Source organism: Kitasatospora sp. NBC_01246 (genome assembly GCF_036226505.1).
In the GTDB taxonomy this organism is placed as follows: domain Bacteria; phylum Actinomycetota; class Actinomycetes; order Streptomycetales; family Streptomycetaceae; genus Kitasatospora.
Genome location: NZ_CP108484.1, coordinates 5,968,923 through 5,989,350 on the forward strand (window position 1 = coordinate 5,968,923; position 20,428 = coordinate 5,989,350).

General features: G+C 75.0%; 17 protein-coding genes. 5 read left to right on the top strand and 12 right to left on the bottom strand.

All coding sequences use genetic code 11. From position 1 onward, the window contains the following. The first annotated feature begins 20 nt into the window (after positions 1-20). A complete protein-coding gene (locus OG618_RS25875) occupies positions 21-716 on the top strand; it encodes a hypothetical protein (RefSeq protein ID WP_329489927.1) in 696 nt (231 codons plus the stop codon). Positions 717-886: 170 nt separating this feature from the next. Here OG618_RS25875 and OG618_RS25880 read toward each other — a convergent pair whose 3' ends face one another. The 10 genes from OG618_RS25880 to OG618_RS25925 form a co-directional block, all read right to left on the bottom strand. Next, positions 887-1,291 (bottom strand): globin, encoded by a 405-nt coding sequence (locus tag OG618_RS25880; RefSeq protein WP_329489928.1) that lies wholly within the window; start codon positions 1,289-1,291, stop codon positions 887-889. 92 nt (positions 1,292-1,383) lie between these two features. Then, positions 1,384-2,544: an ABC transporter permease gene (locus tag OG618_RS25885; RefSeq protein ID WP_329489929.1), complete on the bottom strand. Its 1,161-nt coding sequence runs from the start codon at positions 2,542-2,544 to the stop codon at positions 1,384-1,386. After that, positions 2,541-3,458: an ABC transporter ATP-binding protein gene (locus tag OG618_RS25890; protein WP_329489930.1), complete on the bottom strand. Its 918-nt coding sequence runs from the start codon at positions 3,456-3,458 to the stop codon at positions 2,541-2,543. The genes OG618_RS25885 and OG618_RS25890 overlap by 4 nt, the downstream gene beginning before the upstream one ends. A gap of 211 nt (positions 3,459-3,669) precedes the next feature. After that, positions 3,670-5,052 carry an FHA domain-containing protein gene (locus tag OG618_RS25895; RefSeq protein WP_329489931.1) on the bottom strand — a complete coding sequence of 461 codons (1,383 nt, stop codon included), beginning with the start codon at positions 5,050-5,052 and terminating at the stop codon, positions 3,670-3,672. A 73-nt stretch (positions 5,053-5,125) separates the two neighbouring features. Further along, complete coding sequence (locus OG618_RS25900) at positions 5,126-6,481, bottom strand: vWA domain-containing protein (RefSeq protein ID WP_329489932.1); 1,356 nt, start codon at positions 6,479-6,481, stop codon at positions 5,126-5,128. A 67-nt stretch (positions 6,482-6,548) separates the two neighbouring features. After that, a complete protein-coding gene (locus OG618_RS25905; protein WP_329489933.1) occupies positions 6,549-7,910 on the bottom strand; it encodes a PP2C family protein-serine/threonine phosphatase in 1,362 nt (453 codons plus the stop codon). 2 nt (positions 7,911-7,912) lie between these two features. Next, positions 7,913-10,519 carry a serine/threonine-protein kinase gene (locus tag OG618_RS25910; protein WP_329489934.1) on the bottom strand — a complete coding sequence of 869 codons (2,607 nt, stop codon included), beginning with the start codon at positions 10,517-10,519 and terminating at the stop codon, positions 7,913-7,915. A 5-nt stretch (positions 10,520-10,524) separates the two neighbouring features. Continuing rightward, complete coding sequence (locus tag OG618_RS25915) at positions 10,525-11,880, bottom strand: hypothetical protein (RefSeq protein WP_329489935.1); 1,356 nt, start codon at positions 11,878-11,880, stop codon at positions 10,525-10,527. Positions 11,881-12,041: 161 nt separating this feature from the next. Beyond that, a complete protein-coding gene (locus OG618_RS25920) occupies positions 12,042-12,986 on the bottom strand; it encodes a glutamate ABC transporter substrate-binding protein (protein ID WP_329489936.1) in 945 nt (314 codons plus the stop codon). A 16-nt stretch (positions 12,987-13,002) separates the two neighbouring features. Beyond that, positions 13,003-14,397 carry a hypothetical protein gene (locus OG618_RS25925; RefSeq protein ID WP_329489937.1) on the bottom strand — a complete coding sequence of 465 codons (1,395 nt, stop codon included), beginning with the start codon at positions 14,395-14,397 and terminating at the stop codon, positions 13,003-13,005. 359 nt (positions 14,398-14,756) lie between these two features. On the opposite strand from OG618_RS25925, the gene OG618_RS25930 reads away from it, so the two are divergent. From OG618_RS25930 to OG618_RS25940, 3 genes are all read left to right on the top strand, one after another. After that, positions 14,757-15,332, top strand: coding sequence for a nucleosidase (locus OG618_RS25930; protein ID WP_329489938.1), 576 nt, complete (start codon positions 14,757-14,759; stop codon positions 15,330-15,332). A gap of 26 nt (positions 15,333-15,358) precedes the next feature. Continuing rightward, complete coding sequence (locus tag OG618_RS25935) at positions 15,359-15,877, top strand: DinB family protein (RefSeq protein WP_329489939.1); 519 nt, start codon at positions 15,359-15,361, stop codon at positions 15,875-15,877. Positions 15,878-16,050: 173 nt separating this feature from the next. Then, the gene (locus OG618_RS25940) at positions 16,051-17,526 is read left to right on the top strand and encodes a trypsin-like serine peptidase (RefSeq protein ID WP_329489940.1); all 1,476 of its coding nucleotides are present in this window, start codon (positions 16,051-16,053) and stop codon (positions 17,524-17,526) included. Between the two features lie 134 nt (positions 17,527-17,660). Here OG618_RS25940 and OG618_RS25945 read toward each other — a convergent pair whose 3' ends face one another. Next, positions 17,661-18,257 carry a cysteine hydrolase family protein gene (locus OG618_RS25945; RefSeq protein ID WP_329489941.1) on the bottom strand — a complete coding sequence of 199 codons (597 nt, stop codon included), beginning with the start codon at positions 18,255-18,257 and terminating at the stop codon, positions 17,661-17,663. Positions 18,258-18,374: 117 nt separating this feature from the next. Between OG618_RS25945 and OG618_RS25950 the strand changes: the two genes are divergently transcribed. Further along, positions 18,375-19,433, top strand: a complete 1,059-nt coding sequence (locus tag OG618_RS25950) for a GlxA family transcriptional regulator (RefSeq protein WP_329489942.1) — start codon at positions 18,375-18,377, stop codon at positions 19,431-19,433. Here the strand turns inward: OG618_RS25950 and OG618_RS25955 are convergent. After that, positions 19,334-20,368: a TetR/AcrR family transcriptional regulator C-terminal domain-containing protein gene (locus tag OG618_RS25955; protein ID WP_329489943.1), complete on the bottom strand. Its 1,035-nt coding sequence runs from the start codon at positions 20,366-20,368 to the stop codon at positions 19,334-19,336. The two genes, OG618_RS25950 and OG618_RS25955, sit on opposite strands and share 100 nt — an antisense overlap. Positions 20,369-20,428 lie beyond the last annotated feature (60 nt).

Here is a 20,428-nt window from a genome sequence, read left to right on the forward strand (position 1 = left end):
CGGATTCGAGCTGAAGCGCGTTGACCCCCACCGCCGCCCTCGCCCTCGCCGACGCCGGGGAGGCCGCCGACCTGGGCGCCTTCCTGGTCCGTCTGCTGCGCTTCGACCGGGCGGCGGCGGTGCGCCTGCAGGCGGTGGCGAAGCAGGCCGGCGGCGACGGCGTGCTGGCCGTCTTCGGCCGGCTGCCGCTGGGGAGCTCCGGCGCGCTGGCGGTCCGGACCGCGCGGCTCGCCGGGCCGGTCGGGCCGGCCGACCGCACGGTCTCGGCGGGGCAGTTGCTGGACGGCCTGGACAGTGCCGGGAACACCGTGGAGCTGCCCGCGCCCGTGACCGGTCCGGCCTGGGCCGGCCTGTTGCCGCCGCGCTCCGGCTGGCGCCCGGTCGGCGAGCCGCCGGTGGCCGAGGTGTACCCCGAACTGATGGCCGGGGTGCGGGAGTTCCGTGAGCGCAGCGAGGCCGTCCCGGCGCATCACCGGACCCGTGCGGTGCTGGACGGGCTGGCCGACGAGATCTGGTCCCGGCCGGTGGGCGCCCTTCCCGAGCTGCCGCTGCGCGCCGCGCACGCGGCCTATGTGATCGGGTTCCTCAAGCCGGGTGCGCCGCTGACCGTGCACCGCGCCGGTGGCTGGCTGCGATTGAGCGCGCCGGCGGGGTCGGTGGCGGTGCGGACCGCGGCGGCGCCCGGGGCCGGGCTCGGGCTCAGCCCGATGCGCTAGACCCCGATGCGCTAGACCCCGATGCGCTGGAACCGGATGCGCTGGAACCGGATGAGCCGGACCGGATGCGCTGGAACCGGATGCGCTGCAAACCGGATGCGCCGGACCTCGACGCGCTGGACCCCGATGTGCGGGGCCAGGGCGCGGGGCCCCGGGCGAAGGGGACCGGGTCAGCCCTCGGTGTTGACCATCGAGGCGGCGGCGTAGGTGAGGTAGTCCCACAGCTGCCGCTCGGCGTCGGCCGGCAGCGCCAGCTCGTCCACCGCGGCCCGCATGTGCTTCAGCCAGGCGTCGTGCGCCGCGCGGTCGACCCGGAACGGCACGTGCCGCATCCGCAGCCGCGGGTGCCCGCGCTGCTCGCTGTAGGTGCGCGGGCCGCCCCAGTACTGCATCAGGAAGAGCGTGAGGCGCTCCTCGGCCGGGCCGAGGTCCTCCTCGGGGTACATCGGCCGCAGCAACTCGTCCCCCGCGACGCCCTGGTAGAACCGGTGCACCAGTCGCCGGAAGGTCGGCTCGCCGCCGACCTGTTCGAAGAAGGTCTCCTCGCTGAGCGTGCCACGCCGGATCTCTTTCACCCGACCATGGTCGCAGACGGCGGCGGGGCCGTACACCGGGACCTGGGGACCAGGACCGGGGGCGTACGGCCCCGCCGCCGTCAGCGTTCGGCTCAGGCGTCCTCCCAGCGGAAGAACCGCCAGGCGATCGCGGTGAGCACGGCGGCGAACGCCAGCAGCCCGCCCATGGTCGGCAGCGCGTCCATCACGCCGCCGCCCCGGGAGAGCACCGACTGCGCCGCGGTGACCAGGTGCTTGAGCGGCAGCGCCTCGGAGACGGCCTTCAGCCAGGTCGGCATGTCATCGGTCGGGAAGAACGAGCCGGACAGGAACGACATCGGCAGCACGATGATCTGCGAGATGCCGTTGGCCGCCTCCTCGGTCTTCGCCAGCGACCCGGCCAGCAGGCCGATCGACATGAAGGCGATCGTGGCGCAGACCACCAGCGGGATGATCAGCCACCAGTCGCCGGTGAGCTTCAGCCCGAAGAACGGCATGGTGGCGACGACGAGGAAGACGGCGGTCTGGACCAGGGCCGTCAGCACCGAGACGGCGATCCGGGAGGCCACGATCGACCCGGCGCTCACCGGGGCCAGCCGCAGCCGCCGCAGCACCTGCTTCTTCCGCCAGGACACCAGGGTCAGCGAGGCACCGAACACCGCGCCGGTGGCCACCGCCCAGCCGAGCAGGCCGGGGGTGAGGAACTGGATCGGCTTCAGCGAGTTGTCCTCGACCTGGCCGGCGTCCAGGACGAAGGCGGCGGGCTTGCCGCTGGCGGCCTGGTTGGCCTGCTGGACGACCGAGTTGACGATGCCCTGGACGGAGCCGGCGCGGACCTGGTCGGCGGCGCTGAAGCGCAGCACCACCTTGCCGTCCGGGCCCTGCTTGATCATCGCGTCCAGGTCGCCCTTGCGGACCTTCTCCAGCGCGGCGGCCTCGTCGTCGCCGCGGCTGATCGTGAGGACCTTCTCCAGCGCGGCCCGGCCGTCGCCCTGCACCGAGTCCAGCACCTGGACCGCGCCGACCTGCGCCACCTTGGCGTGCGGGCTGGTCGCGCCCTTGAGCAGGGTGCCGAACAGCAGCAGGAACATCAGGGGGAAGAGGATCACGAAGAAGACGGCGGTGCGGTCCCGGAGGAAGGCGACCACCATCACCCGCGAGAGGCTGGCGAACGCGCTCACCCGCTCGCGCTCCGGCTGCCCGGCGGGCGCGCCGGCGGGTTCGGGCGTGCGCTGGGCCGGAACGGCCGCGTCCCGCGTGCGTTCGGCGCTCATGCGCGGTACTCCCGTCCGGTGAGCTGGAGGAAGACGTCCTCCAGGGTGGCGCCGCGGACTTCGAGTCCGCGCAGCGCGTTCTGCTCGGCCAGCACGGCGAGCACCGGGGCCGGCAGGCGGGTCGAGACCGCGAGCGAGACGCCGTCGTCCTCGACCGAGGCGATCTCGGCGCCGGTCGCGTCGAGCAGGTCACGCACCCGCTCGACGGTCAGCAGCCCCGACTCCACGCTGATCCGCACCGTGTCGTCGATCTCGCGGACCAGCGCGGCCGGTGCGCCGGTGCGCAGGACCTTGCCGTGGTCCATCACCGAGACGCGGTCGCAGAGCACCTCGGCCTCGTCCAGGTAGTGGGTGGTCAGCACGACCGTGCGGCCCTCGGCGTTGATGTCCCGCAGGAGGTCCCAGAGGTTGCGGCGGGCCTGCGGGTCGAGACCGGTGGTCGGCTCGTCCAGGAAGACCAGCTCCGGGTCGTGGGCCAGCGCGCAGGCGATCGAGAGGCGCTGGGCCTGACCGCCGGACATCTTGTCGGTCATCACCCCGGCCGACTCGGTGAGGCCCACCCGCTCCAGCATCGCGTCGGCCCGCTTGGGGCCGACGCCGTAGAAGGAGGCGAAGGTGCGGATCGTCTCCCGCGCCGTCAGTTTGTTGAAGAAGGCCGAAGCCTGGAACTGCACGCCGATCCGCGGCAGCAGTTTCGCGTTGCGCGGCCAGGGCGCCATCCCCAGCAGTTCGATCCGGCCCTCGTCGGGCTTCCGGATTCCCTCCAGAATCTCCAGTGTGGTCGTTTTCCCGGCGCCGTTCGGGCCCAGGATCCCGTAGAACTCGCCGACCTCGACGGTGAGGGACACCCCGTCGACGGCCTGCACATCCCCGTACCGCTGACGGATTCCGTCGGCGGATATAGCTGCAGTCATGTGGCCTGAGCGTAGGGGTACACGGGGTGTGCTGGGGAGACCGGGCGGACGTGATTTGAAGATCATTTTGCCGGGCCGCCGGGCCCCGACCAGGGGTCCGGACCGTGCGTGTACGGGGTGACGGGCCACTGCGCGCGGTGGCGGACGCCGAGGGGCCCGGGCGGGAGCAGACTCCCGCCCGGGCCCGGGCGTCAGGGGCCCGACCTCGGGGTCAGGCGCGGTGCAGGGTGATGGTGGTCCACGCCCCGATGTGGATCCGGTCGCCGTCGTTCAGCGGCACGGCGGTGTGCGGGGTGAGCGACTCGGCGCCGCCGTTCATCGTGGTGCCGTTGGTGGAGTCCTGGTCGACCAGCACCCAGCTGCCGTCCGACTGTTCGGCGAGCAGCGCGTGCTGGTGCGAGGCGCCCGGGTCCTCCGGCGGGACGGAGAGGTCGATCTCCGGCACGGTGCCGCGGTGCTGGCTGCGCCGGCCGATCCGCAGCTGGCCGCGGCCGGTCAGCGGGATGCGCCGCTCGGGGCAGTACGGGGGGAAGAAGAGACCCGCGGCCTCCGGACCGCTGCGGGCCATCATGTCGGTGAAGTAGTCGCGGTCGGCCGAGACCACGGCGATCCAGTTGGTCCGGACCGGCTCGGGCTGCGCGCCCTGGTACGGCGGCTGGTGCGCCTGCTGCTGGGCCTGCTCCGGCTGCGGGGCGGGCTGGGGCGGCTGCGGGACCTGCTGACCGTGCGGGTGCTGCTGCGGAGCCTGCTGCTGGACCTGCGGCGGCTGCGGGGCCTGCGGCGGCTGCGGCAGGACCGGCGGGGCCAGGTTGAACGAGGTGCCGAACTCGGCGCCGCGCCCGTTCGGACCGGGCTGGGCGTAGACCGGACCGGAGTCCTCGCGCGGCCGCTCCTGGTAGGGCTGCTGCTCCTGGTAGCCGGACTCCTGGTACGGGGCCTCCTGGTAGGGGCGCTCCTGGTACGCGGCCTCCTGGTACGCGGCCTCTTGGTAGGGCTGCTCCTGGTGTCGTGCCTCCTGGTACGGCTCGCCGCCGAGCTGCGGGTAGCCGTAGGCGGGCCGCTGCTGCTGGGCGTGCGGCGGCTGCTGCTGCGGCTGCTGGGCCGGCGGCTGGGGGCCGCCGTACGCCGCCGGGATGTTCAGCGGGTCGGGTCCGGGCCCGCCCGCCGGTGCCCCGCCGGACGGCGGGGGCTGGCGCCGCGAGGGCGAGGAGAGGTCGTAGTCGTACCCGCACTCCTCGCAGAACCGGCCGGTCTGCGGGCTGCGGCAGATCGGGCAGACCACCAGGCCTTCGGTGAGGTCCGGGAAGCCCTGCGCGCCCGGCGGGACGGCGCCCGGGCCCGGCTGCTCGGGGCGCGGCTGCACCGGCCCGCCGAACGGCGCGCCGCCGTGGCCGGGGTGCCCCTGCCCGCCGTGCGCCCCGGGGCCGCCGAAACCGTCGTGCCCGCCGTGACCACCGTGCGCCGCCGGTGCCCCGGGCGCGCCCGGGTGGGTGCCGGGCGGCGGCGGGATCGGCGGTGGCGGTGTCATCGGAAAGCCGCAGAAGTCGCACCAGTCCTCGGCCTGCGACTCGTGCCCCCTCGGGCAGATCGGCATCAGGTCCCCCCTCGATTTCCAGCCAGCTGGGGCAGCGTCCGGCCGGGCCGCGGCCCCACCGGTACTTCAGCGGTCATTTCTTCACACGGACAGTTTTGGTCGACCGGGTCTCAAGGGTCATCGAGTCGGCCTCACTCACATTCTTACGGAACCGAACCGTACCCTCCTTCGGGTCGACCACGTCCACCACCTTCTGCAGCAGCTTGAAGGTGCCCTCGTTCCCGGTCGCGTGGGCGATCCGGACGGCGGCGCCGAGCTTGGCGGTGGCGCGGTCGACGTCCCCGGCGCGGTGCGCCTCCAGGCCCTCCTGGATCGAGGAGGCCAGCTCGGCCTGCCCGGTGTAGTGGGCGACCTGCGGGCTGATCCGGGTGGACGAGGCCAGGTCGTCCGTCCAGACCGCCTTGACCAGGCCCTGCGACAGCACCTCGGGGGTGCTCCCGGTCTGCGGCGGCAGGACGAGGCTGATCCGGGCGGCGAGCATCTCGTTGCCGACGGCGGCGGCCGGGACCTCCACGCAGACGTGGTAGTCGCGGCTCTCGTCCCCCCAGGAGCCGGTCGGGTAGTCGCCGGCCCGCGGCCCGGCCTCGGTGCGGCGGCCGGTGAGGTCCTCCACGGTGGGGGCGACCTGCTTGACGAAGGTCACCACGGCGTTGGCCGGCGTCCAGATCCGCAGCGCGACGTCGGCGACCTGCTTGCCCATGGCGCCTTCCATCATGGAGCGGAAGTCCTCGGCGAGGCCGGACGGTTCGGCGACGATGTCGACGGTGCCGAGCAGCGCGGAGGAGATCCGGCGCAGTTCGTCCACCCGCCAGTCGGTGCCGACGCCGCGGCAGTCGGCGGTGAAGTGGCCGGTGACGCGCTCGATCACGCGCTCCAGGTCGGCCGCGGACTCGTGCTCGTTCTTGCCGTCGGTGAGCAGGATGGCGTGCCGGATGGCGATGTCACGGCGGGTCAGGAAGAGAGCGTCGGCCTTGGCGAGCCAGGTGCTCATGGCTGTGCCGCCGGCCGCGCTGAGCCGGCGCAGCGCCTCCTTGGCCCGGGCCCGGGTGGCCGGCGAGGCGGTCGCGAGGCCGCCGTCGCCGGGGAAGATCTCCCGGGCCTCGTGGGTGCCGGCCACCACGGCGAAGGCGACGCCGTCGCGGACGGTGTCGATGGCGGCGGCGGTGGCCTCCCGGGCGCCGCGCATCTTGCTGGCCGGGTAGTCCATCGAGCCGGAGCAGTCCACCATGATCACCACGGCGGCGGAGTGCGCTCCCGCGTCCAGCGGCCCGCTGTCGGTCACCCCGAGCGGCCGGCCGCCGGAGGTGCCGCCGCCGGTCGCGGTGACGGTGACGATGGCGTTCACCTCGCGGGCGCCGTCGGCGAGGAACGCGTTCTGGAAGATCTCCACGTCGAACCTGGGCAGGTTCGGCTTAGCCAGTGTTGCCATGGGCCGGTGGCTCCCGTCGGGTGGTCGGATGGTGCGAACGGTCGGTGGAGTGGGCCGCGGCAGGGCGTCAGCCCAGCGGCGGCTGCGGCGGGCGCGGCGGGACGCCGGGCCGCGCGGGGGGAGCCGGCGGGGCCGGCGGCAGGGGCGCGGCGGGCGAGCCGATCACCGGCAGGTCCGGCAGCGTCGGGTCGTGGTCCTCCTCGTCGTCCGCCGGTCCGCCGGCGGGGGCGGCCGCCGGGCGGAGCACCGGCAGGTCCAGGGCGGTGGCGGTGCGCTCGTCCTCGGCGTCCGGCCACGCCGGCGGACCGGCCAGACCGGTCGGCGGGTCGATCGGCAGCACGGCGACGGTGATGTTGTCGTGCCCGCCGGCCGCGACCGCGAACTTCACCAGCGTCCGAGCGGCGGCGAGCGGCTCGGTCCGGGCGTCCTGGCGCACGTAGAACGCGAGGTCGGTGGCGGCCTCGGCGTAGTTCCAGAGGCCGTCGGTGCAGATCAGCAGCACACCGGGGACGTGCGGGGTGAAGTCCAGGGTGTGCGGGACGACCTCCTCGGCGTCCGCGCCGAGCCAGCCGGTGATGGCGTGGGCGCGCGGGTCCGCGTAGGCCTCGGCCTCGCCCATCAGCCCGGCCTCGACCATCCGGGCGGCCCAGGAGTCGTCCTGGGTGAGCCGGAACGGCTCGGCGGCGACCCGGTCGTCCGGGATCCAGTACGCCCGGGTGTCGCCGACCCAGCCGATGGTGACCCGGCCGCCGGAGGCTATGGCGCTGACGTACGTGCAGGCCGGTGCGTTGACGTCGGGCCGGGCGGGTGCGCCGCCGTCCTCGGCGAGCGCGGCGACGGCGGCGGCCGCGTCGGCGATCGCGTCGCGCATCGCGGCCTCGGGGTCGCGGCCGGCCTCCAGCGCGGTCAGCAGGGATTCCGACGCCGCGTCGACGGCGGTCTCGGAGGCCTGGTCGGGCCGGTCGGAGGAGGAGACCCCGTCGCAGACCACGGCCACCACGACCGGCTCGCCACCGGGCAGCGAGGTGGCGGCGACGGTGAAGGAGTCCTCGTTGCGGTGGTGGCGCAGACCGCGGTCGCTGACCCCGGCGACACCCCCGAGGGCCTTCTCCATGTGGTCGCGCGGGCGCGGCTGGGCGCCCCCGCAGGCCTCGCAGTAGCCGTCGGAGGTGACCTGCGGCAGGCCGCAGTGCACGCAGCCGGGGCCGCCCTGGGCGGGCACCGCCGCTCCGGGCGCGGCGGCGGGCACCACCGGCACCGGCACGGTCGGCGCGTGGTCCGCCCCGCCGGCGCCCTGGGCGGCGGACCAGCTCGCGGGCATCGCGCCCGGAGCCGGACGGCCGTTCCGGCTCGCCCCGCAGGAGCCGCAGTACGCGTCCTCCTGGTCCAGCGGCTCGGAACAGCTCTGGCACACGGTCTGCTGCGGCATTGCTACACCCACGTTCTGGGGCGGGCGCGGTTGGCCCGCTCCACCATCTCGATCCTGATCTCGGCCCGGTCGGCCAACCGGGCGAGTACCCGGTAGGACTGCTCCAGTGCGAGCCGCAGTTCCCGGTCGGCGGCCGGCCGTCCGAGGACGGTGACCTCGCCGGTCGTCGCGGTCCCACCGGTCCCGTCCGCCCCGCTCGCCCCGGCCGTTCCGCCCGCCTGCCCGGCGCCGCCGGGCGAGCCGGCGGACACCCAGCCGAGCGCGCTGTCGAGCACCTCGACGGAGAGCTCCTCGCGGGTCCGGTCGTCCAGCCGCAGGGCGGTCAACTGCTCGGAGCAGGCGCCGAGGTCGGCGCCGAGCGGGTCGGTGGCGGGCCGTTCGCGCAGCCGGGCCCGGACGGCGGCGATCCGGGCGGCGGTGAACTGGCTGGAGGTGGCCGGTACCGACTCCAGCGCCCGGACGGCGCCAGGGCGGTCCCCGTCGGCGAGGCGGACCCGGGCCAGGCCGAAGGCGGCGCTGAGGTAGGCCTGGTCGGTCGTCCACACCAGGCGGTAGAACTCGGCCGCGTCGCCGCCGTCGCCGAGCAGTTCGGCGCAGATGGCGAGGGCGAGCTTCGGGGCGGATTCGCCGGGGAAGGCGTCGTAGACGGCGTCGAAGGCCTCGGCGGCGGCCCGCAGCCTCGCCTCGTCGGGTTCGCCGGGGGACCCGGGACCGGAGGAGCCGCTGACGGAGTCGACCAGGGCGACGAGGCCGCGGTACCAGACCACCCGCCAGTCGTCCGGGTGGTCCTTCTCCAGGGCGGCGAGCATCCGGTCGGCGTCGGCGCGGCTGCGCAGTTCCAGGTGGGCGCGCAGTTCGCGCAGCCGGCGCTCGGTGGAGACGGCGGGGGCGCCGGCCAGCGCGGCGAGTGCCTCCGCCGGGTCGGCGGCCAGCAGGGCGGCCAGGAAGCCCGCGTTCGGGTCGTTCGGGTCGACCCGGGGGACGGGCAGCGCCAGGGCGGCGGCGGCCGGGTCCAGCGCGGTCACCCGCAGCTCGCCGCGGCGCACCGCGGGGAGCACCAGCTCGGTGTCGACCACCCGCAGTTCCGGGCCGAAGAGGGTGGAGAGGGCGGGGCGGGGCCGCTGGTCCTGGAGCGCCAGCACCTCGCGGAGCACGCCGGTGAGCTGGTCGGCCATCTCCTCGGCGGAGCCGAAGCGGCGGGCCGGGTCCGGGTCGGTGGCGCGGACCAGGAAGCGGTAGTAGGACTCGTACTCGGCGAAGGCCGGCACCGACTCCGGCCCGGGCAGGCTCTCCCGGTAGGTGGTGCTGTAGCCCTGGAAGTCGAAGGTGAGCACGGCCAGCGTGCGGGCCACCGTGTAGAGGTCGGAGGCGGGGGAGGGGCCGTCGGTGGCGATCTCCGGGGCCTGGTAGCCGATGGTGCCGTAGATCGGGCCGTCGTCGTCGAGGCGGCGGACGGCGCCCATGTCGATGATCTTGAGCGCGTCGCCGCTCTGGATCACGTTGTCGATCTTGAAGTCGCAGTAGACGAGGCCCCGGCTGTGCAGGTACCCGAGCGCCGGCAGCGCCTCCAGCGCGTACGCGATGCCCTGTTCCACCGGCAGCGGCAGCCGCCGGCCGTCCGGCGCCCGGCGCTCGTTGGCGATGTCCTTGAGCGACTTGCCGCCGACGTACTCCATCACGATGTAGCCGTCGGTGGAGCCGGTGCGCAGGTCCGGGTGCTCGGCGAAGTTGATGATGCGGACGATGTTGGGGTGGTCCACCTCGGCGAGGAAGCGCCGCTCGGCCACGGCCACCGCGAGCGCGTCCTCGTCCCCGGTGTCCAGCAGGCCCTTGAGGACCACCCACTTGTCGTTGACCCGCCGGTCGATGGCGAGGTAGATCCAGCCGAGCCCGCCGTGCGCCAGGCAGCCGACCACCTCGTACTGCCCGCCGACCAGGTCCCCCCGGCGGAGCTTGGGCGTGAACGAGTACGGCGTGCCGCACTTGGTGCAGAAGCCGTCGGGGCGCCCCGGCCGGCCGTTCTTCTCCCGGCCCACCGGGGTCTCGCACTTGGAGCAGAACCGCTTGCGCTCCGGCACCTCCGGGTCGGCCAGCACCGCCGCCGTCGGATCGGCCGCCGGCACGGTCGGCACCGTCACCAGGCCGGCGCCGAGCCGGTGGCGGGTGCCCGCGCTGACGCTGCCCCGGCTGCTGCGCACCGAGACCGAACGGCCGCTGCCGGTCCGGGTGGAGCGGTGCGAGCGGGAGCGGCCGGACAGCGAGCGGGACGAGCCGGTCCGGGAGGAGCGCGCCGAGTCGGGGTCGACCCGCGCGGACGGCACGTACGGCTGGGTCAGTCCGGTGTCACCGCCGGGGGCGGTCAGGCCGCACTCGTCGCAGTACCCGTCGTCGTCGATGGTTCCGGCGCACTCCCGGGGGCAGGGCGAGCCGGGGCCCGCCGCGGCCGTGCCCACCGGGGCGGCGGAGCCCGTCGAGGGGGAGCCCGTCGGGGAGCCCGCGGCCGCCGGGGAGCCCGCGCCCGTCGGGGCGAGCCCGCACTCGTCGCAGTAGCCGTCCGCGTCGATCGTCCCGTCGCCGGTGCACTCCGGCCGTACGCACGCCTGCGCCATGAACCTCAGCCCCCCAGTCCGTGTTGCTGTGTCTGTCCGTCGACCGGCCCGGCGCCGGGCGGCTCGGCCTGCGCCGGCCGCAGCGACTGCTGGAAGCGGGCCACCGCGCCGGCCGCCGCCCGCAGGTCGCAGGGCGCGCTCCAGAGCAGCCAGCGGGCCTTCTCGTAGCGCTCGATCACGACCGGGTCCTCGGCCACCCGCAGCCGGGCCGCCATCGCCTTGTACGCGTCCAGGCGCCCCCGCAGCTCGGAGCGGACGGCCAGCGGCTGGGTCACCTCGGTCAGCGACTGCCGGGCCCGGCCCAGCTCCTTGGCGGCCGCGTCCTCCAGCGCGTCCAGCAGCGGCGCCAGCCGGTGCCACTGGCCGCTCTGGCGCAACTCCAGGGCCAGCACGATCTGTTCGCGCAGCGCCGAGGCCGGTCCCGGCACGGCCGGCACCTCGGTGGCGGCTATCTTCGCCAGCACCTCGCCGCGCGCCCGGCGGGCCTGCGCCAGCGTGGCGTCGGCTCGCTGCAGCAGGTCGCCGACGCCCTGCAGCCGTTCCTCCGCGTCGTCGCGCAGCCGCAGCAGGTCCTCCAGCTCGACCCGGACGCCGTCCAGCGCCCGGCCGGCCCGGTCGAAGCGCTCAGTGTCCACCACGCCGGACGGTGTGGCGAGCGCGGTGCCGTCCGGGCGGGTGCCGCGCTGGGCCGGTACCCGGGCCGGGCGCCAGAGCGCCAGCGGGTCGCCGCGCACCTCGGTCCGCAGCTCCGTCAGATCGGCTTCGAGCCCGGCCAGGTCGTCGCCGAGCGGGTGGTTGCCGGTGTGCACGCCGAGCGAGGCCGCCAGCGTCTGTACCCGGCGCAGTTCGGCCAGCAGCAGGTCGATCCGGGCGGGCAGCGCCGACCAGACGGCGTCGGCGGCGCTCACCACCTCCAGCACGGTGGCGTACCAGGAGTTCATCCTGGTCATCAGGTCGTCCAGGCTGACCCGCTCGACCAGCTTGGCGGGTGCGCCGAGCAGCTGCGGGCCGTCCGGCACCGCGCCGCCGGGCACGGTGACCGCCTCGCCGGTGAGCAGTTCGCTCAGCTCGGCGAGTTCGGCCGCGCCCGGTCTCGACCGGCGGGCGCGCACCGCGCGGGCCGAGGCCAGGGCCTCCGAGTAGCGGTCGAACAGCGACCAGAGCAGCGGCAGGCCCTGCCCGGCGACGGACCAGCGCTCCTGCGTCCGCCCGGTCAGCGCGGCGCCGTCGAGCAGCCGCAGGCCCGCGTGGTCCTGGAGCGAGAGCAGCGCCGACTCGACCGCGTCGCGGTCCGCGCCGAGGCGTGCCAGCGCACGGTCGACCTCCTCCCGGCTCAGTACCGGGCCAGCGGAAGCTGCCAACGCCCTCTCTCCTTCTCTGTCCTGGATCGTTCTCGCTGCCCCGGACCGATCCGCCCCGACCCTAGCCTGTGGCCGCGGGGCCGGACCGGGGCCGGGCGCCGACGGGCCGTCATCGGGCCGTCATCGGTTCCTCGGGGGGCGCCGGGGTCGCGCCGGGCCGGTCAACGCTGCGCCGGCCAGTAGTGCTCGGCGTCGTTCAGCATGTACGGCTTGAGCCAGCGGTCGTACGCCGCCCGCCACGCGCCGCTCGCGTGGTAGTCGGCGAGCACCTGGTTCACCCGGGCGGTCAGGTCGGTGCTGTTCTTGAGCATCGCGACGCCCATCACGGCCGGCCGGACCTCGCCGTCGACCAGCCGGACGGTCTGGTCCTGGGCGGCCTGGCTGGCCGCGAGGCCGTCGTCGGTCATGGTCGCGTCGACCTTGCCGAGCTGCATCAGCACCAGGCAGTCCAGGTGGTTCTCCACCGAGACGATCTTCGCGACCTTCGGACGGGACTTCAGCTCGTCCTCGGCGGAGGAACTGGTCGCCGCGCAGACGGTCTTGCCGTCCACCGCCTCGTCGATCGTCCTCGCCGCAGACGCCTTGGGGACCACCACGCGCTGGCTGGTGTTGAAGTACGGCTTGGAGAAGGCGATCTGCTGGAGCCGGTCGCAGGTGATGGTCATGGTCCGGACGATCAGGTCGACCCGGCCCTCCTGGACGAACTTGACCCGCTCGGCGGTCGGGACGGCCTTGAGGGTCACCTTGTCCGGATCGCCCATGATCGCGGCGCCGATCGCCCGGGCGAGGTCGATGTCGAAGCCCTCGATCTGGCCCGTGTTGGGGTTGCGGGAGCCCCAGCGGAAGCTGTTCTGGTCGACGCCGATCACCAGGCTGCGCTTGGCCTTGACGGCCTTCACCGCCGGGCCGTCCTCGCTGCTCGGCGGCACGCTCTGGTAGACGTCGCAGTCGTTGCCGGCCTGCTCCTGCCGGGGCGCCGTGGCCGGCGCGGCGGCGCCCGCCGACAGCACCATGCCCTGCGGGCCGCCCGCGCCGAGCACCGCCGCGCAGCAGGCGAGCAGCGCCACCGCGGTGGCCGATCCGGCCCGTACCGTTGTCCTGCCCATCGTGTCCGTCCCCCTTCTACCGGTACTCGGCCAGTCGCCGGCCGAGGCCGCGCAGGGCCGCGGCGGCGGCCACCAGGGCCAGCACCGCGACCGCCGCGGCGGCGGTGCGCAAGTCCCCGTCGGTGCCCTCGGCGGCCCGTTTGAACTCCTGGAGCTCGGTCGCGGCGGCCTGCGCCAGCCGCTGGTCGGTGGCGTTGAACGCGGCGTCGGAGGTCTTCGGCGCGTCCGCCTCCTTGACGGTCACCGTGGCGTCCAGCGCGCCCTGGTAGTCCGCCTCGACGTTCTCCAGGTTGCTCGCCGCCTGGTGCCGCTCGCGCCACTGGTCGTACTGCCGCATGGCGTCGAGGATGGCCGCGCCGGCGTCCTCGGGCGCAAGCCGCCGGGCCTCGGCCAGGGTCCCGGCCGTCCCGGGGCGACCGGTGTCGGAGCTGAAGAGGTGCTCGGTGGTCTTCGACCAGAGGTCCGCGTACTGGGTGCTGGAGCCGCGGGCCACCAGGTGGAGGTTCTCCGCCAGCCGGGCGGTCAGCACGTCGACCCGGGCGGCGTTGAGGGCCTTCAGCGGGTTGGCGCCGTCGATCTGGCTCTTGCGCAGCGTGGAGTTGGCGCCCGTCCCGGCCACCGTCAGCCAGAGCACCGCGGCCAGTACGGCGGCGGTCGAGCCGAGCAGCCCGATGTTGAACACCCGGTTGGTCCGCCGGTAGAGCGTCGTCTGCACCCAGACCAGCGCGGTGAGCGTCACCACGCCCAGCCCGTACGCGGCCCAGGGGATGGACTGCGCCTCGGCGTAGTCGTCCGCCAGCGCCTGGTTCTCGGCGGCGCTGAGCTGGGCCGCGGCGGGCAGCAGCACGGTGCGCATCTGGTCCGAGGCGTGGCGCAGGTAGGCGCCGCCGAGCGGGAAGCCCTGGCGGTTGTCGGCCCGCGCCGTCTCCACCAGGCCGGCGTACACCGGGACCTGCTGGTTGAGCGTGGCGAGCCAGCCCTGGGCGGGGGAGGAGGTGGTGGTGCGCGCCGCCGCCTCGGCGATCAGCCGGGACGCCGTCGCGAGGTCCTGTTCGTAGCGGTCCCGGACGGCCTTCGGCTCGGCGCCCGCCAGCAGGAAGCCGGTGGCCGCCGTGGTGTCCGCGTCGGCCAGCGAGCGGTGGATGTCGGCGGCCGCCTGGCTCAGCGGCTGGCTGTACGAGACCACCCGTTCCGCCGCCTGTGCGCGGGAGTTGACCTGCCAGGCGGTGAGCGCGCCGAAGGCCACGGTGAGCACCGCCAGCAGCGCACCGGCCAGCCGCAGCCGGCCCGGTGCCGTCCGGGTGGCGCGGCGCAGCCGGCCGAGCGGGCCGGTCTCCCGGGCCGCGGCCGTGCCGCCGGGCCGCGCCGGCGCCACCGTGCGGGGCCGCTCCGTACGTACTGGTGTCGCCACCGGCCTCACCCTCCCCTGTGGCCGGCTCCGTCATCCGGGGCCCGGCCGTTGCCAGCAGTATGGCCGTCACTCCCCGCGGCCACACCCGACTTGCGCCGATCTTGAGCATCGCGGGGGCCCGGTTCCGGGCCCCGCTCCGCGGGCACTGCTGCGATCACTGGTACGAGTGCGGCCGACCACGGGATCGAGCCCTGCCGGCGGCCGCCAGGGCTCGCCGGGGTCCGTCGCCCCGGTGCGCGGGGCGGGTCGGTGATCGGGTCGACGCGGGATGCACCCTATGCGGTTCCCCGGACAGTCGGAGGGGAGGGGTCCGGTTGTGCCGCCCCGGTCTCCGGAAGGGCCGTCCGTACCATGGCGGCATGCGACTTCTGGGAACGATCTCCGCCGACCGTCCGCTGCTCGTCGTCGCCGTCCGGGAGGAGGCCGCGTACCTGGGTGACCGGCTCCCGGTCCTGCTGACGGGCATCGGCAAGGTCAACGCGACCGCCGCGCTGGCGACCGTCCTCGCCCGTGGCGAGCACCCCTCCGAGGTGGTCAACCTCGGCACCGCGGGCGCGTTGCGCTCCGGCTGGGCGGGCACCCACACGGTCGTCCAGGTGATCCAGCACGACCTCGACAGCCCCGCGCTGCTGGAGCTGACCGGCCGTACCTACGGCGCTCCGCTGATGGTCGGCAAGGGGGACGGCCCGGTGCTGGCCACCGGCGACCAGTTCGTCTCCGGCGCGGCCGCCCGTGACCGGCTCGCCGAGCACGCGGACCTCGTCGACATGGAGGGCTACGCCGTCGCCACCGTCGCCCACCGGGCCGGACTCTCCGTGCGGCTGGTGAAGCACGTCAGCGACGAGGCCGGCGAGGGCGCCGTGCACTCCTGGCGGGAGTCCGTCGACGACTGCGCCCGCCACCTCGGGGACTGGGTCCACCACCAGGGCTGGTGACGGGAGGGCTCGTTAGCCTGGCGGGCGTGACCGACAACACCGCCGCGAACGAGCACCGTGACGTCCGCCCGCCGGGCCTCGACGCCGACGAACCGACCACCCTGCTGACCTTCCTGGACTACCTGCGCGAGGCCGTCATCGGCAAGACCGACGGCCTCACCGACGAGGGCGCCCGGCGCCCCGGCGTCGCCTCCGGCACCAGCCTGCTCTGGCTGGTCCGGCACCTCACCGCCGTCGAGCTCAACTGGTTCCTCTGGGCCTACCGGGGCGAGGGCGACGAACCGTGGGACGACGAGGCCGCCTCGCCCGGCGACGAGACGGTGGCCGGGTCGGTCGCCGCCTACCGGGCCGCGATCGCCCGCGCCAACGAGGTGATCGCCGCCGCCTCCGACCGGCTCGACCGCCCCGGGGTCCGGTCGCTGCGGCCCGGCGCCGAAGCGCCGTCGATGCGCTGGCTGCTGGTCCACATGATCGAGGAGACCGGTCGGCACGCCGGCCACGCCGACATCATCCGCGAGCAACTGGACGGCTCGGTCGGCCGGTAGGGCCCTGCCCGGACCCCGCTCCGCCCCCGGACCGCGTTGCCGGGCACCCGCCCGCGGCGCGACGCCGGGGGCGGGTGGGCCCGCACCTGACGGACAGTGGAATACTCCCCCGCGCACCGCGGCGCCGTCTCGACGGCGCCGCGCGCTTTCACACATGGGGGATTCGGAAGTTCATGTCATCGTCAGCCAGATCCACGCGTTCCGCCCGGGCCGTCCTCGGGGCGTCGGTCCTCGCACTCACCCTGCTCGGCACCTCGGCGTGCGGGCCGGACAACAGCTCGGCGGACACCGCCGCCGCGGCGGGCGCGCCGGCCCTCGGCCTCCCCGCCAACCTCGACGACCTGAAGAAGTGGAAGTTCGAGGACTGGGAGAAGTGGGCGAAGGACTACGCCCTCCCGGCCGCCACCAAGGGGTTCTGGACCCTGGAGAAGCTGCTCCAGGCCAAGCCGAACGAGCCGATCGAGCCGCCGGCGCCGCAGCCCGCGGGCACCCAGGCGCCCGCCCAGCCGTCGGCCCCGGGACCGAGCACCCCGGCGGCGGGCAGCAAGCCGCCGGCCGGCCAGCCCACCCAGCCGGGGCACCCGACCACGCCGGCCGCCGCGACCACCCCGGCGGCGCCGAAGCCGTCCAACACCCAGCAGCCGGCCTCGCAGGCCCCGGCGCCGCCCAAGCAGCCCGCGCAGCAGCCCTCCCAGGCCCCGGCCCAGCCTTCCCAGCCCGCGCAGCCGCCTTCCCAGCCCGCGCAGCCGCCCGCGCAGCCCGGGCAGCCGCCGGCCCAGCCCGGGCAGCCGCCGGCCCAGCCCGGGCAGCCGCCCGCGCAGCCCGCCGACAACGGCAACGACCCGCTGCCGAAGACCGTCAACGCCCAGCCCCTGCAGCACCCGTACACCAAGCTCGCCGTGCACGGGAAGCTGTTCGCGGACGAGCCGGGCGCCGGCGCGGCCGGCGGCGGTCTGGGCCGCTCGCAGTGCTCGGCGACCGTGGTGGCCGACCCGGCCCACCCCGGCAAGAGCAACCTGGTCTGGACGGCGGGCCACTGCGTCCACCAGGGCAAGGGCGGTTCGTTCTACGGCAACATCTCCTTCATCCCGGCCTTCAACAGCAATGCCGCGATGAGCGGTGGCAAGCAGGCGGACGAGTCCCAGTACGCGCCGTTCGGCATCTGGGGCGCGACCCAGGCGGTGACGTCCCCGCAGTGGAAGGCCGAGGGCGGCAAGACCGGTGACGCGGCCACCCACTACGACTTCGCGGTCATCCGGGTGAAGCCCGCGGACGGCGCGAAGTCGCTGGAGGAGACGGTCGGCGGTGCGGTGCCGGTCTGGTTCAACGCGCCGCGCGACCAGCTGAGCGTCACCGAGTACGGCTACCCGGCCGCCCCGCCGTTCGACGGCATGGAGCTGAACCGCTGCGAGAGCGGCAAGCCGGGCCGGCTGTCCTACGAGCCGACCCGCCCGCCGATGCTGGTCATCGGCTGCACCATGACCGGCGGCTCCAGCGGGGGCGGCTGGCTGGCGGTCAAGGACGGCAAGCCGGCGCTGGTCAGCAACGTCTCGGTCGGGAAGCACACCGGCGACCCGATGTACCAGGCCGGCCCGTACCTGGACGACGTCGCCGCGGGGGCGTACGACTTCCTCTCCAAGAAGGGCTGAGCCCCCGGCGGCCGCCCCCGCACCCCGGTGTGCGGGGGCGGCCGCCGCCGGGTCCTGTCGGTGCCTGGAGTGACTGCCGGGGCGGTGTTTCGTCCTGCTCGACGCGGTGGAGGGCACGGCCCATGAGGCGCTGATCAGCTGACCGCCGCCGCCAGGACTGCGCCGGTGGTGACCACCTTGGCGAAGCGCATCGCGTGCAGCACCGTCGCGGTGGCCCGGGCGAGTTCGGCGGCCGGCACGGTCACGCCGTCCGGCCCGGCCATGTCGAAGGTGTGCATGGCATCGGTCGGGAAGATCGTGTCGTACCCGAGGTTGCCCGCCATCCGCGCGGTGGTCTCGTTGCACACGTTCGTCATGATCCCGACGATGACGACCTGGCGGGCGCCCCGCTGCCGGAGCCAGGCGTGCAGGTCCGGGGTGCCGTAGAAGGCGCTGTTCACCGGCTTGGTGATGTGCAGGTCCGCCTTGACGTCCGCCACCACGTCCTTCAGCTCGTACCCCGGGGTGCCCGGCGCCAGCGGCCCGGTCTGCGAGGCGTGCTGCACCACCACGACCGGGCGCCCGGTCTCCTGCCAGGTGCCGATCAGCTCGCCGATCCGCCGCTCGGCCTCCGGGTTGTCCCGCTCGCCCCAGAACGCGTGGTCGTCGAAGCCCTTCTGGACGTCGATGACGACGAGTACGGCGTCGGAGTCGATGGTGAGCGGGGCGTCGAATGCGTCGGTGTTCGTCATGCGTCCATCGTGTCGGCGCCCGGGCAGCCCGGGTGAGGGGCGCCGGCGCCACCCGTCGATCGATTCCTGCCACCGCGCCCGGGGCGCCCGGGCGCCCTTCGTCGCTAGATTTCTGCCATGCGGACTGTGGGTTGCCTGATCTTCGAGGGCGTGCGGGCGTTCGACTACGCGGTGATCGGCGAGGTGTGGTCGAACCGGCTGACCCGGCCCGGGCTGCCCGCCTTCGACCTGCGGGTCTGCGGGCCGCAGGGCGCCCGGGTGCGGCTCGGCGGTGGGCTGGAGCGGGTGCCGGACTTCGGCCTGGAGACGCTGCGGGAGTGCGATCTGGTCGTCGTCCCGGGGATGGAGCGGCTGAACGAGCCGCGCGACCCGGCCGTGCCGGCCGCCCTGCGCGCCGCCCACGAGGGCGGCGTCACCGTCGCCTCGCTCTGCGCGGGCGCCTTCGTCCTCGCCGAGGCCGGGCTGCTGGACGGCCGGACCGCCACCACCCACTGGGCGCTCGCCGGCGAACTGGCCCGGCGCTTCCCGGCGGTGGACGTCCGCCCGGAGGTGCTCTTCACCGGCGAGGGCGGGCTCTGGACCTCCGCCGGGGTGGCGGCCGGCATCGACCTCTGCCTGCACCTGGTGCGCGCCGCGCACGGCCAGCAGGCCGCCGCCACGATCGCCCGGGCGATGGTCACCGCGCCCTTCCGGGCCGGCGGGCAGGCGCAGTTCATCCCGTCGCCGGTCCCCGAGGACGCCGGCGGTGACGACGTCCTGGCCCGGGTCCGCGCCGAGGTCCTGGCCGCCCTCGACACCCCGTGGACGGTCCGCGGGATGGCCGGGCTGGCGCTGATGTCGGAGCGCTCGTTCGCCCGCCGCTTCGTCGGCGCGACGGGCACCACGCCGCTGCGCTGGCTGCTGGAGCAACGCGTGCTCCTGGCCCAGCGGTTGCTGGAGGAGACGGACCTGCCGGTGGACGCCGTCGCGGTCCGCTGCGGTTTCGGTGCGGCGGTGTCGCTGCGGCCCGTCTTCGTCGCCCGGGTCGGGGTCGCCCCGCGCGAGTACCGCCGGGCCTTCCGGGGGCGCGAGGGGGATCAGGGACCGGCGGGCGTCCCCGGGCCGACGCGGGAGGCCAGTCCGTCCAGCAGGTTGGCCAGGCCGAACTCGAACAGGGTGTCCAGGTCCAGGTCGTAGCCGTTCGGGAGGTCGGCCATCAGCCGGCCGAACACCGGGAAGCGGCCGGAGTCGGCGAGCGCGCCGATGACGGGGAGCTGGCGGTCCATCCACTGGTCCTCGGTGACGCCGGTGGCGGCCCGGGCCTGGTCCTCGCGCTCCAGGTTGACGGCGATGCCCTCGATGTAGCTGTACAGCAGCACGTGGATGTCGAGCATGGCCGGCGCGGAGAGGTCGTGGCCGTCGAGCGCGGCGAGCGCCCATTCGGCGTGCACCAGCAGGTTGGGCAGCAGCAGCGGCCGGGTGACCGGGCTGAGCTGCGCGAGCCAGGGGTGGCGGCGGAACAGGGCCCAGAGGGTGCGGGCGCCCAGCTCCAGGCGGGGCCGCCAGCCGGCGGGCGGGTCGGCCGGGTAGCGGGCCTCGCCGAACGCCGCGTCGGCGGCCAGCATGACCAGCTCCTCCTTGCTGGTGACGTAGCGGTACGGCGACATCGCGGACACCCCGAGCCGCCCGGCGACGGCGCGCATCGAGAGCGAGCCGAGCCCTTCGGCGTCGGCCAGCTCCAGCGCGGCCCGGACGATCCGCTCCCGGCTCAGCTCGCCGTCCCCGGCGGGCGCGCGGTCCGGTGCGGGGGTGGTGGCGGCTGCGGTGGGCGGGGCGGGCACGGGCGCGACGGCAGCTGCGGCCGGCGCGACCGCCGGAACCGCCACGCCCGGGCCGGTCGGGCCGGTCGGTCCGCCGGCCACCACGGTGCCGACCCGGGCCCGGGCCTCCACCAGCCCCTCCAGCCGCAGCACGGTCAGCGCCTTGGTGGCGGTGGCGAGGGCGACGCCCCACTCCTGGGCGAGCCGGCGGTTCGAGGGCACCCGCTCGCCCGGGGCGAGCGTGCCGGTGGCGATCCGCCGTCGGAGGTCGGCGGCGATGCGCCGGTAGGGCGGGTCCGGGTCCGTGGCCATGCTGTCGACTCCTCGGAAGATCTTTTCGCGGTCGTCCGCCCTGTACTAGCTCAGAGCCGA

Excerpts from the sequence above, each read along its gene's own strand:
- OG618_RS25955 (WP_329489943.1), bottom strand. The coding sequence starts at position 20,368 with ATGGCCACGGACCCGGACCCGCCCTACCGGCGCATCGCCGCCGACCTC.
- OG618_RS25900 (WP_329489932.1), bottom strand. The coding sequence starts at position 6,481 with ATGGCAACACTGGCTAAGCCGAACCTGCCCAGGTTCGACGTGGAGATC.
- OG618_RS25945 (WP_329489941.1), bottom strand. The coding sequence starts at position 18,257 with ATGACGAACACCGACGCATTCGACGCCCCGCTCACCATCGACTCCGAC.
- OG618_RS25895 (WP_329489931.1), bottom strand. The coding sequence starts at position 5,052 with ATGCCGATCTGCCCGAGGGGGCACGAGTCGCAGGCCGAGGACTGGTGC.
- OG618_RS25950 (WP_329489942.1), top strand. The coding sequence starts at position 18,375 with ATGCGGACTGTGGGTTGCCTGATCTTCGAGGGCGTGCGGGCGTTCGAC.
- OG618_RS25940 (WP_329489940.1), top strand. The coding sequence starts at position 16,051 with ATGTCATCGTCAGCCAGATCCACGCGTTCCGCCCGGGCCGTCCTCGGG.
- OG618_RS25905 (WP_329489933.1), bottom strand. The coding sequence starts at position 7,910 with ATGCCGCAGCAGACCGTGTGCCAGAGCTGTTCCGAGCCGCTGGACCAG.
- OG618_RS25885 (WP_329489929.1), bottom strand. The coding sequence starts at position 2,544 with ATGAGCGCCGAACGCACGCGGGACGCGGCCGTTCCGGCCCAGCGCACG.
- OG618_RS25890 (WP_329489930.1), bottom strand. The coding sequence starts at position 3,458 with ATGACTGCAGCTATATCCGCCGACGGAATCCGTCAGCGGTACGGGGAT.
- OG618_RS25930 (WP_329489938.1), top strand. The coding sequence starts at position 14,757 with ATGCGACTTCTGGGAACGATCTCCGCCGACCGTCCGCTGCTCGTCGTC.
- OG618_RS25910 (WP_329489934.1), bottom strand. The coding sequence starts at position 10,519 with ATGGCGCAGGCGTGCGTACGGCCGGAGTGCACCGGCGACGGGACGATC.
- OG618_RS25920 (WP_329489936.1), bottom strand. The coding sequence starts at position 12,986 with ATGGGCAGGACAACGGTACGGGCCGGATCGGCCACCGCGGTGGCGCTG.